The following is a 14,749-nucleotide window of genomic DNA, read 5'->3' on the forward strand; positions in this document are numbered from 1 at the left end:
GTTACATTCCGAACCCGGAAGCTAAGCCTTTCAGCGCCGATGGTACTGCAGGGGGGACCCTGTGGGAGAGTAGGACACCGCCGAACAATCTTTATCAATGCCTTGGCCCCCGAGCTTCGACTCGGGGGCCAAGGCATTTTTGTTTTCCGTTACCCTCTGTTCACGTCGCTCCGAGACTCTGGGCCTCCCGATAGGCGGAGGTGTGGAGACGTGCAGCAGATGACGACTGCCGGACGACGGCACAGGATCGCTTCGGACGCGACGGCCGCCGCGCTGCGCACGTCGCTCGAAGAGCTGGGTATCGGGACAGGGGACGAGGTCATCGTCCCGTCGTTCGGTCCGGGCGCGCCGGCCGACGCCGTCCGACTCGCGGGCGCCACACCGGTGTTCGCGGACATCGACCCCCGGACGTTCTGCCTGGCCCCCGAGGCCGTCGCCGCGGGCGTCACGGCGCGGACGGCCGCGATCGTACCCGTCCACGTATTCGGGCACCCCGCGCCGATGGCGCGGCTCGACGACCTGGCGTCGCGCCGTGGTCTGGCGCTCGTGGAGCAGGGCACCGAGGGCGGTGTCGAGGAGGACGCGGGAGTGGTCGCCCGGCGGCGGGCGCACGCGCGGTTCCTGGACTCGGCGCTCAAGGGCGTGGTCGTGCCGTACACCGAGCCGGGGGCGCACCACCTTTACCGGCAGTACGCGGTACGGATTCCCGGCAACGGCCGGCCGGACCGGGACGCCTTCGCCGCGGCCCTGGCGGCACGAGGCGTGCGGGCGACCGTGAGCGTGCCCGTACCGGTGCACCGGATGCCCGCGCACCGGTCGGGGGCCGTGTTGCCGCAGACCGAACTGGTGGCCGCGGACAGCCTGTCGCTGCCGGTCCACCCCGGCATCACCCAGCGGGAGTTGACGCACATCGCGGACGCCTGCAACGCGCTCGGCGGGCTGCTGTGAACCGCCGCTGAACGACCCCTGAGCGTGCTTCGAGCACCCGCGTTCATGGGATAGGATCTTCCCATCGACGCGCCCCAATAGCTCAGTCGGTAGAGCGTCTCCATGGTAAGGAGAAGGTCTACGGTTCGATTCCGTATTGGGGCTCGGCACAGAAGGCCCTCACCGTCAGGTGGGGGCCTTCTTCATGCCGTCGCGCACCAGGACCCGCGCCAAGGACCGCGCGCCGAGGACCGCGCGAAGAATCCCCGCGCGAAGAATCCCCGTGCGAAGAACCCGCGCTACTCGGACTTCTTCGGGACCCGCATCGACAGGATCGCCATGTCGTCGGACGGCGCGTCAGAGGCGAAGCGCTCAACGGCCCGTTGGATACGGGCGGCCACGGCGCCCGCGGTCAGGCCCGTACAGGTGGACAGGACGTCGGCGAGGCCGTCGTCGCCGAGCATACGGGTGCCCTCGCGGCGCTCGGTGACGCCGTCGGTGACGCAGAGCAGGACGTCGCCCGGGTCGAGGGAGACGGTCTGCTCGTACAGTTCGAGGTCGTCCATCACGCCGAGCAGCGGCTGCGGTTCGGCGGCGGGTTCGACGGTGCCGTCGGGGCGCAGGCGCAGCGGGAGCGGGTGGCCGGCGCAGACCATGCGCAGGACGGCGCTGCCGTCGTGCTGGGGCCACAACTCGCCGTACAGGAGCGTGAGGAAGCGGCTGCGGGCGCCCTCGTCGAGGATGGCGGCGTTGAGGCGTTCGAGGACGGCGGGGCCGCCGAAGCCCTCGCGGGCCAGCAGGCGCAGCGCGTGCCGGGCGAGGCCGGTGACGGCGGCGGCCTCCGGGCCCGTACCGCAGACGTCGCCGATGGCGAAGCCCCAGCAGCCGTCGCGGATCGGGAAGAGGTCGTAGAAGTCGCCGCCGACCTCGTTGCCCTCGCCCGCGGCGCGGTAGACGACCTCGACCTCGACGCCGGGGATGTGCGGCAGCTCCGGCGGCAGGAGGCTGCGCTGGAGGGCCTGGCTGATCGCGGTGCGCTCGCTGTAGAGGCGGGCGTTGTCCAGGGCGAGGGCCGCTCGGCGGGAGAGGTCTTCGGCGAGTTCGAGGATCTCCTGGCGGAATCGTTCGTCGGCGGGCTTGCCGAGGGTGAGCATGCCGATGACCCGGTTGCGGGCGACCAGCGGCAGGACGACCGTTTCGCCGCCGACGGCCGCCGCGGTGGCGAGCGCGACACCGGGGGCGCTCGGCGCGCGGCCGCCCTTGCCCGAGGTGGGCGTGGCGGCGTTCGGCGCGGACGAGGAGGGCGCGGAGCGCGCGCCGACCCCGAGGCTGCGCAGAGAGGCCCGCAGGGCGCTGGAGTGGGCCGCGTCGGAGGGCGCGGTCCACATGCGGGCGCCGGGTGTCGGGTCGGGCTCCGGAGGCCGTACCTGGGACAGCAGCGCCTTGATGCCGTCGATGCGGTCCTCGTCCTCGTGCAGGACGAAGGCCAGCTCCGGCTCCGACTGCTCGGCGATCGTGTAGACCGCGCACCAGCTCGCCAGCGTCGGAACCGTCATCTGGGCCATGAGGGCCAGCGTCTGGTCGCGTTCCAGCGTGCCCGCGAGCAGGTCGGACGCCTCGACGAGGAAGGACAGCGAGCCGCGGCGCAGCCGTTCCAGCTCGGTGAGCCGGGCGCTCTCCACGGCGAGCGCGATCCGGTCGGCGGCGAATTGGAGCCGCAGCGCTTCCTGGTTGTTGTAGCGGCCGGGGGCCTCGGCCGCGACGCCGAGCGAGCCGGTCAGGCGCCCCTCGACCTTGAGCGGCACGGTGACCACCGAGCGCATGCCGGTGCCGGACAGCAGCGGTACGGCGCCGGGGACCGCGGTGAGGTCCTCGTGGACGGCCGGCATACGGGCGCTGCCGTAGCGTCCGGTGCCCGCTTCGACGGGGACGCGGGCGAAGCGCTGGCGGGCGGACGGCAGGCCGGTGGAGGCGCGTACTTCCAGCTCGGTTTCGTCGTCGGTGGCGAGCAGCAGGTAGGCGGCGTCGCCGTCGAGCATGTCGCGGGCGCGTTCGACGGTGCGCTGGAGGAGGCTGTCGAGGTCGTCGGGGGCGGGGGAGCCGATGAAGACCTCGAAGGCGTCCGTGGTCTTGCCGCGTTGGCCGAGGCCGGATTCCGCGCTGCCGGAGCCGCGGGACGGCGTCTGGAGCACGGCGCGCTCCTCGGCACGCACCAGCAGGATGACGGTGGAGGGCTCGCCCTCGCTGTCGCGGACGCGCAGGTGGGAGCCGTACACGGGCAGGACGCGGCCGTCGGCGTCGCGCAGGCCGTAGGTGCCTTCCCAGCGGGAGTGCAGCAGGGCCTCGGCGAGGCCGATGCCGGTGCCGGGGGTCTGCGGCCAGGCGGTGAGGTCGGCGAGCGGTTTGCCGACCACGTCGGCGGCGGGGTGGCCGAAGAGCTCGGCCGCGTCGTCGTTCCAGCGCGTGATCGAGCCCATGCGGTCGACCTGGACGACGGCGACGCGCACGCTCTCGTCGGTGAGCGGGAGGTCGGCGGCGGGCAGGACGGGTCCCGCGGAGCGGGTGCCCGCGGGGCGCTCGGGCAGGTCGAGCTGGAACCAGACGTGCTTGCCCGCGCCGGTGTACTCCACGCCCCAGCGGCTGGCCAGGGCGGCGCACAGCAGCAGGCCGCGCCCGCCCTCGTTGTCGGGGTCGCGGAACTGGCGGCCTCTGCCCTGGATGGGGATCTCGCGGTCGGGGTAGTGGTCGGCGACCTCGACGCGTACGGCCGTCTCGTACCGCAGACACTGCACGTCGGCGGCGGTGCCCGCGTGCACGACGGCGTTGGTCACCAGTTCGCTGGTGAGCACCACCGCGTCGTCCACGACGTCGGCGAAGCCCCAGCCGTGCAGGGTGTCGCGTACGAAGGCACGCGCGACGGCGACCGACCGCCCCACCGGTTCGAAGCTGGCCGCAGCGCGCGCCGTGATCACCGGTCTCCTCGTTGCTCGTCCGTGGGCGGGTCCGCTGACCGGTCCCGCCGCCCGTGCCGCCGCCGTCCTGCCCGGTCCTCGTCGGCGGCCCCCTGAGGTGTACGCCTGGCAAGGTGCGGCGCCGCCGACACAAGAGCCAGGTTACTTACCCACGCGGACACCGCGTGCGCCGGTTGCGGGTGTTTCCACCCCGAACGTGCCACGGGTTATCAGCGTTGCCGCCGAACTGTTATGGCCGGGTGGGGCCATGGTGAAACACTGGGCATGCTCTCAAGGCAGCAATCTTGCACTTTTGCAGGTCGGTCGACCCTCCAGGAGGGACACGGTGGAGTCTGGCGCATCGGCGCGGGGCACGAGCACGCGCACGAAGAACGGGCGATCCCGCGCCAGTGGGACCGTAGAGGTCGATTCGGCCGCGCTGGTCAAGCTCCTCGGAGCGCTGGCCGCGATGCGGGACGGGAACTTCCGCAAGCGGCTGACGGTGTCGGGTGACGGCGTGATGGCGGAGATCTCCGCCGTCTTCAACGAGGTCGCGGACCGTAACCAGCACCTTACCGGTGAGCTGGCCCGGGTCCGGCGGGTCGTCGGCCGGGAGGGAAAACTCACAGAGCGGCTGGAGACCGGTGCCTGCGAGGGCGCCTGGGCCGCCGCGATCGAGGCGTCCAACGCGCTGGTGGACGATCTCGTACGGCCGGTGTCGGAGGTCGGGCGGGTGCTGTCGGCGGTGGCCGAGGGCGACCTGGAACAGCGGATGGACCTGCGGTCGCAGAACGCGGACGGGTCGGCGCACCCGCTGCGCGGTGAATTCCTCAAGGTCGGCCGGACGGTCAACGGGCTGGTGGACCAGCTCTCCGCGTTCACCGACGAGGTGACGCGGGTGGCCAGCGAGGTCGGTACCGAGGGCAAGCTGGGCGGCCAGGCGAAGGTCCGGGGCATGGCGGGGTCCTGGAAGGACCTCACGGACTCGGTCAACACCATGGCGTACCGGCTGACCGCCCAGGTGCGGGACATCGCGCTGGTGACGCAGGCGGTCCTGAAGGGCGATCTGTCCCGCAAGGTCACCGTGCACGTGGCCGGCGAGATGCTGGAGCTGAAGAACACCGTCAACACGATGGTGGACCAGCTCTCCTCGTTCTCCTCCGAGGTGACCCGGGTGGCCCGCGAGGTGGGCACCGAGGGCGAGCTGGGCGGCCAGGCCCAGGTGCCGGGCATGGCCGGTGTGTGGAAGGACCTCACGGACTCCGTGAACCTGATGGCCGGGAATCTGACGGCCCAGGTGCGGGACATCGCGCAGGTGACGACGGCGGTCGCCAACGGCGACCTGTCGCAGAAGATCACCATCGGCGCGCGCGGCGAGGTCGCGCAGCTCGCCGAGACGATCAACGCGATGACTGAGACGCTGCGGACGTTCGCCGACGAGGTGACGCGGGTCGCCGGTGAGGTCGGCGCCGAGGGTCTGCTGGGCGGTCAGGCGCAGGTGCCGGGCGCGGCGGGTACGTGGAAGGACCTCACCGACTCGGTGAACACCGCCTTCCGCAACCTGACCGGCCAGGTGCGCGACATCGCGCAGGTGACCACGGCGGTCGCCAACGGCGACCTGTCCCAGAAGGTCACGGTGGACGTCTCCGGCGAGATGCTGGAGCTGAAGAACACCGTCAACACGATGGTCGACCAGCTCTCCGCGTTCGGCGCGGAGGTGACGCGGGTGGCCCGCGAGGTCGGCGTCGAAGGTGTGCTGGGCGGTCAGGCGCAGGTGCCGGGAGCGGCGGGTACGTGGAAGGACCTCACGGACTCCGTGAACACGGCCTTCCGCAACCTGACGGGCCAGGTCCGTAACATCGCGCAGGTCACGACGGCGGTCGCCAACGGCGATCTGACGCAGAAGGTCACGGTGGACGTCTCCGGCGAGATGCTGGAGCTCAAGAACACCGTGAACCGGATGGTCGACCAGCTCGGTTCCTTCGCCGCCCAGGTGACGCGGATGGCGCGTGACGTGGGTACGGAGGGGCGGCTGGGCGGTCAGGCGCGGGTGGACGGGGTGGCCGGCACCTGGAAGGACCTGACGGACTCCGTCAACTTCATGGCCGGCAATCTGACGTCCCAGGTGCGGCAGATCGCGCAGGTCACGACGGCTGTGGCGCGCGGTGATCTGTCGCAGAAGATCGACGTGGACGCGCGCGGGGAGATCCTGGAGCTGAAGAACACCATCAACACGATGGTCGACCAGCTCTCGTCGTTCGCCGAGCAGGTGACCCGCGTGGCCCGTGACGTGGGCACGGAGGGGCGGCTCGGCGGCCAGGCGCAGGTGCCAGGCGTCGCCGGTGTGTGGCGTGACCTGACCGACTCCGTGAACGGCATGGCGGGGAATCTGACGGCCCAGGTCCGCAACATCGCCGAGGTCGCCACCGCTGTGGCGCGCGGTGACCTGTCGCAGAAGATCGACGTGGACGCCCGGGGCGAGATCCTGGAGCTGAAGAACACCCTGAACACGATGGTCGACCAGCTCTCCGCGTTCGGCGCGGAGGTGACCCGGGTGGCCCGCGAGGTGGGCACCGAGGGCATCCTGGGCGGCCAGGCCGAGGTGCAGGGCGTCAGCGGCACCTGGAAGGACCTGACGCAGTCCGTCAACTTCATGGCGAACAACCTGACCAGTCAGGTCCGCAACATCGCCGATGTCACCAACGCGGTGGCGCAGGGCGACCTGTCCCGGAAGATCACCGTCGACGCCAAGGGCGAGATCCTGGCGCTGGTGACGACGGTGAACCAGATGGTGGACACGCTGTCCGCGTTCGGTGACGAGGTCACGCGCGTGGCCCGTGAGGTCGGTACGGAGGGCCAGCTCGGCGGCCAGGCGCGGGTCCGTGACGCGTCGGGCATCTGGAAGGACCTCACCGACAACGTCAACCTGATGGCCAACAACCTGACCAGCCAGGTGCGTTCGATCTCGTCGGTCGCCACGGCCGTGGCCAACGGCGACCTGACGAAGAAGATCACCGTCGAGGCGCGCGGCGAGGTCGCGCAGCTCGCCGAGACCATCAACACGATGGTGGACACGCTGTCGGCCTTCGGCGACGAGGTCACGCGCGTGGCCCGCGAGGTGGGCACCGAGGGCATCCTCGGCGGCCAGGCGCGGGTGCCGGGCGTGGCGGGCACCTGGAAGGACCTCACCGAGTCGGTGAACGGCATGGCGTCCAACCTGACCGGTCAGGTGCGGCAGATCGCGCAGGTGACCACGGCGGTCGCCCGCGGTGATCTGTCCAAGAAGATCGACGTGGACGCGCGCGGCGAGATCCTGGAGCTGAAGACGACCATCAACACGATGGTCGGGCAGCTCTCCGCCTTCGGTGACGAGGTGACCCGCGTCGCCCGCGAGGTGGGTACGGAGGGACGTCTGGGCGGTCAGGCCCGGGTGCCCGACGTCTCGGGCATCTGGAAGGACCTCACCGAGTCCGTGAACCTGATGGCCAACAACCTGACCAGCCAGGTCCGCAACATCGCGCAGGTCGCGACCGCGGTGACCCGCGGCGATCTCAATCTGCGGATCGACGTGGACGCGGCGGGCGAGATCCTGGAACTCCAGGACTACATCAACACGATGATCGTCCGTCTGCGCGAGACCACGCTCGCCAACAAGGAGCAGGACTGGCTCAAGGGCAACCTGGCGCGGATCTCCGGCCTGATGCAGGGCCGCCGCGACCTCGGCGACGTGGCCGCGCTGATCATGAGCGAGCTGACCCCGGTCGTCTCCGCGCAGCACGGCGCCTTCTTCCTCGCCGAGGACACCCAGGAGGTCGGCGAGGAGTACGAGCTGCGGCTGATCGGCGCGTACGGCTTCTCCAAGCGGACGATGTCGTCGGTCTTCCTGCCGGGGGAGGGGCTGATCGGCCAGGCCGCGGTGGAGAAGCGCTCGATCCTGATCGAGAACGTGCCGCCGGGTTATCTGAAGATCACCTCGGGGCTCGGCGAGGCACCTCCGTCGCACGTCATCGTGTTGCCGGTGCTCTTCGAGGGCCGGGTGCTCGGCGTGATCGAACTGGCCGCCTTCCAGCCGTTCACCCAGATCCAGAAGGACTTCCTCAATCAGATCACCGACATCATCGCGATCAGCGTCAACACCATCTCGGTCAACACCAAGACCGAGGGGCTGCTCAAGCAGTCCCAGGAGCTGACCGAACAGCTCCAGGAGCGCTCGGCGGAGCTGGAGAACCGGCAGGCCGCCCTGGAGATGTCCAACGGCGAGCTGGAGGAGAAGGCCGAACTGCTGGCCCGGCAGAACCGCGACATCGAGGTGAAGAACACCGAGATCGAAGAGGCCCGCCAGGTGCTGGAGGAGCGCGCGGAACAGCTCGCGGTCTCGATGCGCTACAAGTCGGAATTCCTCGCCAACATGTCGCACGAGCTGCGCACCCCGCTCAACTCGCTGCTCATCCTGGCGAAGCTGCTCGCCGACAACGCGGACGGCAACCTCTCGCCCAAGCAGGTCGAGTTCGCCGAGACCATCCACGGCGCCGGTTCCGACCTGCTCCAGCTCATCAACGACATCCTGGACCTGTCCAAGGTCGAGGCCGGCAAGATGGACGTCTCGCCGACCCGTATCGCCCTGGTGCAGCTCGTGGACTACGTGGAGGCCACCTTCCGGCCGCTGACCGCGGAGAAGGGCCTGGACTTCTCCGTCCGGGTCTCGCCCGAACTGCCGGTCACCCTGCACACCGACGAGCAGCGGCTGCTCCAGGTGCTGCGCAATCTGCTGTCGAACGCGGTGAAGTTCACCGACAGCGGCTCGGTGGAGCTGGTGATCAGGCCCGCGGGCACCGAGGTGCCGCAGTCGATCAAGGAGCAGTTGCTGGAAGCGGGCACGATGCGCGAGCCCGACCAGCCGCTGATCGCCTTCTCCGTGACCGATACGGGCATCGGCATCGCGGCCAGCAAGATGCGGGTGATCTTCGAGGCGTTCAAGCAGGCCGACGGCACCACCAGCCGGAAGTACGGCGGTACGGGCCTCGGTCTGTCGATCAGCCGCGAGATCGCCCGGCTGCTCGGCGGCGAGATCCACGCCGACAGCCAGCCGGGACGCGGCTCGACCTTCACGCTGTATCTGCCGCTGTCCCTGGGCGACTTCCCGCAGGCGCTGCCGCAACTGCCCGCGGGCGGCCACGGCGGCGACTTCGAGCAGGGCTCGGCCGGCGACCGGGCGCGCCCCGGCAGCAGCCTGGCCCGGCTGCGCCGCCGTTCCGCGCAGCCCCCGCAACTGTCCGAAGGCGGCGGCCAGTCCAACGGCTCTGCGCCCTCGAACGGGTCGGGTCCGCGCGGCGGGTCCGCGAACGGCTCGGCCAACGGCTCCGCGCAGTCGCGGGGTCCGGGCGGAGCGGGCACCGACGACACCTGGTCCGACGAGGGGCACCCCGACGCGTACACCGGCTTCTCCGGCGGCTTCAGCGGCGAGAAGGTGCTGATCGTGGACGACGACATCCGCAATGTCTTCGCCCTCACCAGCGTCCTCGAACAGCACGGCCTGACCGTGCTGTACGCCGAGAACGGCCGCGAGGGCATCGAGGTCCTGGAGCAGCACGACGACATCGCCGTGGTGCTGATGGACATCATGATGCCGGAGATGGACGGCTACGCGACGACCACGGCGATCCGCAAGATGCCGCAGTTCGCCGGGCTGCCGATCATCGCGCTCACCGCGAAGGCGATGAAGGGCGACCGGGAGAAGAGCATCGAGTCCGGGGCGTCGGACTACGTGACCAAGCCGGTCGACACCGACCATCTGCTCACCTTGATGGAGGAGTGGATGCACGCCCGGTGACGGCCGGGCGCGGGCCCGGCGACGCCATGGGCCCGCGCCCGGGATCGTGCGCCCGATGAGGTGTGAGGGTGCCGATTAAGGGGAACCTTCTGGTCTCCGCCTACGTTTGCGGTACGTGTTGAGTGACCTGGCGGTGACAGGGTGTGGCGAACGGCGGGGTGCGGCTACCATGACCGGCACAAGGACGGGCGGCACGACGGAGTCGTCCCCGGGGGCGGCGACCGGTGTAGTGCCGGGGCGAGGAGGGCGGGCCATGGTGCAGAAGGCCAAGATCCTCCTGGTCGATGACCGGCCGGAGAATCTGCTGGCGCTTGAGGCGATCCTCTCTGCGCTCGATCAGACGCTGGTACGGGCATCGTCCGGGGAGGAAGCGCTGAAAGCGCTGCTCACCGATGATTTCGCGGTGATCCTGCTCGATGTCCAGATGCCGGGCATGGACGGGTTCGAGACCGCGGCGCACATCAAACGGCGGGAGCGGACCCGGGACATCCCGATCATCTTCCTCACCGCCATCAACCACGGCCCGCACCACACCTTCCGGGGGTACGCGGCGGGCGCGGTCGACTACATCTCCAAGCCGTTCGACCCGTGGGTGCTGCGCGCCAAGGTGTCGGTGTTCGTCGACCTCTACACCAAGAACTGTCAGCTCCGGGAGCAGGCGGCGCTGCTGCGGCTCCAGTTGGAACAGGGCGTGCCGTCCGCCGCGGGCACCAACGGCAGGGGACGCGGCGCGGGCGAACCCGCGGGGCTGCTCGCCGAACTGTCCGCGCGGCTGGCCGCCGTCGAGGAGCAGGCCGAGGCGCTCACCAAGCAGCTCGACGAGTCCGCGGACGCCGCCGCCGTCGCCACCGCCGCCCACCTGGAGCGCAAGCTGACCGGCCTGCGCCGCGCCCTGGACGCGCTCGAACCGGGCACCGGCAACGGCGTCGTCAAGCTGCCGAATCAGGAGTGAGCCGTACGGGGAAGGCCGCGCGCCGCTTTTGACGTCGCGTCAGTCCCCGGCCCCGGCCGGACGACACGAACGGGCGTACTCTCAGGCACGCGTGTCACCCGATCACAAGGGCGGTAACCTCGGCACCATGGCCTCACGTACGTCCGGCACCGCCAAAAAAGCCCCGGCGAAGCCTGCGGCCAAGAAGACCGCGGCGAAGAAGCCCGCCGCCGCGAAGAGCGCCGCGGGGAGACCGCCCGCCAAGAAGGCAGCGGCGGCCAGACCCGCGCCCCGGCCCGCACCGTCGCCGACCAGCGGGCTCTTCCGCATGGCGCGCGCCGTGTGGCTCGGCCTGGCGCACACCGTGGGCGCCGTCTTCCGCGGCATAGGGCGCGGCGCGCGCGGCCTGGACCCCGCGCACCGCAAGGACGGCCTGGCGCTGCTCCTGCTCGGCCTGACCCTGGTGGTCGCCGCGGGCACCTGGTCCAACCTCCAGGGCCCGGTCGGCAACCTCGTCGAGGTCCTGATCACCGGTGCCTTCGGCCGCCTGGATCTGCTCGTGCCGTTCCTGCTCGGCGCGGTCGCCGTACGCCTGATGCGCCACCCGGAACAGCCGGAGGCCAACGGCCGGATCGTGATCGGCCTGTCCGCCCTCGTCATCGGCGCGCTCGGCCTGGTCCACCTGGCCTGCGGCGCCCCCGGCCGGGGCGAGGGCGCGACCGCGATGCGCGACGCGGGCGGCCTGCTCGGCTGGGCCGCCGCCTCCCCGCTCGTCTACACCGTCGGCTCGGTGCTCGCCGTCCCGTTGCTCCTGCTCTTCACCGGCTTCGGCCTGCTCGTGGTCACCGCCACCCCGGTGAACGCGATCCCGCAGCGGCTGCGCCAGGCCGCCACCCGGCTCGGCGTGTACGAGGCGCCCGCGGACCCCGAGGCGGTCCCGCTGGAGGACTTCTTCGAGGACGAGGACGACCCCCGCACCGCCGACACCACCGACGAGTCGCCCGTACGGCGGCTGCCGATCCGCTTCGGCAAATCGGCCGCGGAGCCGTATGACGTCGACAGCGACACCGACCCCGACGAGCGCTCCGCCGTCGCGTCCGCGGCCGGGGGCGACCCGGGCGCCGACGAGCCCAAGCCGCGCCGCCGCCCCAGGCGCCGCTCCGAGGCGCTGCCCGGCGACCGGGACGAGGACGGCAGGGACGCGGTGGACGTGGCCGCCGCTGCCGCCGCCGCGCTGGACGGCGCGGTGCTGCACGGCGTGCAGCCCTCCCCGCTGGTCGCCGACCTCACCAGCCGGATCAGGAAGCCGGTGCCGGCCGCGCGCGCCGAGGACACCCCGGAGGAGTCCGGCGGGGTCCCCGCGGAGTCCGGCGGCGTCCCCGACCTCACCAAGAAGTCGCCCGAGACCACGGGACCGCCGCTGCCGCCCCGCGCGGAACAGCTCCAGCTCTCCGGCGACATCACCTACGCGCTGCCCTCCCTGGACCTGCTGGAGCGCGGCGGCCCCGGCCGTACCCGCAGCGCCGCCAACGACGCGGTGGTCGCGGCGCTCGGCCAGGTCTTCAAGGAGTTCAAGGTCGACGCGGTCGTCACCGGCTTCACCCGCGGCCCGACGGTCACCCGCTACGAGGTGGAGCTGGGCCCCGCGGTCAAGGTCGAGCGGATCACCGCGCTCGCCAAGAACATCGCCTACTCGGTCGCCAGCCCCGACATCCGGATCATCAGCCCGATCCCCGGCAAGTCCGCGGTCGGCATCGAGATCCCCAACAGCGACCGCGAGATGGTCAACCTCGGCGACGTGCTGCGCTCCGCGGAGGCCGCGGGCGAGGACCACCCGATGACCGTCGCGCTCGGCAAGGACGTCGAGGGCGGCTACGTGATGGCCAACCTCGCCAAGATGCCGCACGTCCTGGTCGCGGGCGCCACCGGCTCCGGCAAGTCCTCCTGCATCAACTGCCTGATCACCTCGGTGATGGCCCGCGCCACCCCCGACGAGGTCCGGATGGTGCTGGTCGACCCCAAGCGCGTCGAGCTGACCGCGTACGAGGGCATCCCGCACCTGATCACCCCGATCATCACCAACCCCAAGCGGGCCGCGGAAGCCCTCCAGTGGGTGGTGCGCGAGATGGACCTGCGCTACGACGACCTCGCCGCGTACGGCTTCCGGCACATCGACGACTTCAACGCCGCCGTGCGCTCGGGCAAGGCCAAGACGCCCGAGGGCAGCGAGCGCGAGCTGACGCCGTATCCGTATCTGCTGGTGATCGTGGACGAGCTGGCCGACCTGATGATGGTCGCGCCGCGTGACGTGGAGGACTCCATCGTCCGCATCACGCAGCTCGCGCGGGCCGCGGGCATCCACCTGGTGCTGGCCACCCAGCGGCCCAGCGTCGATGTCGTGACCGGTCTGATCAAGGCCAATGTGCCCTCCCGGCTCGCCTTCGCGACGTCCTCGCTCGCCGACAGCCGCGTCATCCTGGACCAGCCCGGCGCCGAGAAGCTGATCGGCAAGGGCGACGGGCTCTTCCTGCCGATGGGCGCGAACAAGCCGATTCGTATGCAGGGCGCCTTCGTCACCGAGGACGAGGTCGCCAAGGTCGTCGACCACTGCAAGGCGCAGCTCACGCCCAGCTACCGCTCCGACGTCACGGTCGGCAGCGGCCCGAAGAAGGAGATCGACGAGGAGATCGGCGACGACCTGGACCTGCTGTGCCAGGCCGCTGAGCTGGTGGTTTCCACCCAGTTCGGCTCCACGTCGATGCTCCAGCGCAAGCTGCGGGTCGGTTTCGCCAAGGCGGGCAGGCTGATGGACCTGATGGAGTCGCGCGGCATCGTCGGCCCCAGCGAGGGCTCCAAGGCGCGCGACGTGATGGTGAAGGCCGACGAGCTGGACGACGTCCTCGCCGAGATCCGCGGCGGGGGAGCGTAGGAGCGGCCGGTCCTGTACGTACCGGGGGCCCGGACGGCCCACGGAAATGCGTAAGTCACGGGACTCGGGGAATGTGTTGGGGCAACCGTTTCTCCTGTTCGTACGTCAAGTTGATACAGGGGGGCTCGTATCGATGCACACGGGTGAACCTGTCGGCTTCCGACGACGATCCCGACCGCGATCCCGATGGCAACCCCGACCGCGATCCCGATGGCAATCCTGATGGCGGACAAAAAGTGATCGTCCGGTTGCCGCCGCGTTTCGTACCCCCCCTAGACTGAACTTCCAGCAGGTGGCTGCACCCTCGAAAGGCGCCCTCGTGTCCGTCGGCAACTCGCCCTCCGAAGACCGGCCTTCGGTCGGTCACGCCCTCGCCCAGGCCCGTATCGCGGCGGGGCTCTCCATCGACGAGGTCAGCACCAGCACGCGGGTGCGCGTCCCGATCGTGCAGTCGATCGAACAGGACGACTTCTCGCGGTGCGGCGGCGACGTCTACGCCCGCGGGCATATCCGGACCCTGGCGCGCGCCGTCGGCGTCGACCCCGAACCGCTGGTCGAGCAGTACGTCGCCGAGCACATCGGCGAGGAGGCGCCCGCTCCCGTCGCGCCGCTCTACGAGGCGCAGAAGATCCGTTCGGAGCCGCGCCGGGCGAACTGGACGGCGGCCATGGTCGCGGCGATCGTCGCCGTGGTGGGCTTCGTCGGCTTCACGGTCTTCACCGGCGGCAGCGGCGGCGACAAGACCGCGGCGAACTCCCCGAGCCCGTCCGCGACCACCAGCGCGCCCGCCGTCACCCAGTCGCCGCAGAGCAACGGCGCCGATCCGAAGACGGACCCGACCGACAGCGCCATCGCCGCGGCCCCGCCCGGCAAGGTCACCGTCAAGATCAGCGCCGAGAGCGGCACGAGCTGGGTCCAGGCCAGTGACGGCAACGGCAAGCAGCTCTTCCAGAAGTCGCTGAAGAAGGGCGAGTCCCAGACCTTCACCGACGACAAGAAGATCAAGCTCGTCGTCGGCAACGCGGGCGCCGTCAAGCTCTTCGTCAATGGCAAGGACCTCGGCGCCGCGGGCACCGACGGTCAGGTGGTGCGTCTCACCTACACGCCGGGTGACCCCACGCAGGGCTGAATTGTGCTTCCCCGCCGTCCCGGCGCCACCGCGAGCACCGGTGGCGCGGGGG

Annotated in this window: 6 protein-coding genes, 1 tRNA gene and 1 rRNA gene; 7 read left to right on the forward strand and 1 reads right to left on the reverse strand. The window is 70.8% G+C overall.

Features of this window, described 5'->3' with window-relative positions:
- The 3 genes from rrf to ACZ4EF_RS33100 all read left to right on the forward strand — a co-directional run.
- Positions 1-86, forward strand: a 5S ribosomal RNA gene (rrf, locus tag ACZ4EF_RS33090); the annotation flags it as partial.
- Positions 87-219: 133 nt separating this feature from the next.
- Positions 220-948, forward strand: a complete 729-nt coding sequence (locus tag ACZ4EF_RS33095) for a DegT/DnrJ/EryC1/StrS family aminotransferase (protein WP_355338780.1) — start codon at positions 220-222, stop codon at positions 946-948.
- A gap of 71 nt (positions 949-1,019) precedes the next feature.
- Positions 1,020-1,092, forward strand: a tRNA-Thr gene (locus tag ACZ4EF_RS33100).
- 134 nt (positions 1,093-1,226) lie between these two features.
- Here the strand turns inward: ACZ4EF_RS33100 and ACZ4EF_RS33105 are convergent.
- Complete coding sequence (locus ACZ4EF_RS33105) at positions 1,227-3,899, reverse strand: SpoIIE family protein phosphatase (RefSeq protein ID WP_355338115.1); 2,673 nt, start codon at positions 3,897-3,899, stop codon at positions 1,227-1,229.
- 325 nt (positions 3,900-4,224) lie between these two features.
- On the opposite strand from ACZ4EF_RS33105, the gene ACZ4EF_RS33110 reads away from it, so the two are divergent.
- From ACZ4EF_RS33110 to ACZ4EF_RS33125, 4 genes are all read left to right on the forward strand, one after another.
- Entirely contained in the window at positions 4,225-9,708 is a 5,484-nt protein-coding gene (locus ACZ4EF_RS33110; protein WP_467507824.1) for a HAMP domain-containing protein, read from the forward strand.
- Between the two features lie 253 nt (positions 9,709-9,961).
- On the forward strand, positions 9,962-10,660 hold the full coding sequence (locus ACZ4EF_RS33115; protein WP_355338120.1) for a response regulator: 699 nt from the start codon (positions 9,962-9,964) through the stop codon (positions 10,658-10,660).
- A gap of 127 nt (positions 10,661-10,787) precedes the next feature.
- Positions 10,788-13,568 (forward strand): DNA translocase FtsK, encoded by a 2,781-nt coding sequence (locus ACZ4EF_RS33120; RefSeq protein ID WP_391163780.1) that lies wholly within the window; start codon positions 10,788-10,790, stop codon positions 13,566-13,568.
- Positions 13,569-13,887: 319 nt separating this feature from the next.
- Positions 13,888-14,697, forward strand: a complete 810-nt coding sequence (locus ACZ4EF_RS33125) for a helix-turn-helix domain-containing protein (RefSeq protein WP_188286150.1) — start codon at positions 13,888-13,890, stop codon at positions 14,695-14,697.
- The last annotated feature ends 52 nt before the right edge of the window (positions 14,698-14,749 follow it).

Source organism: Streptomyces sp. NPDC025721 (genome assembly GCF_055558595.1).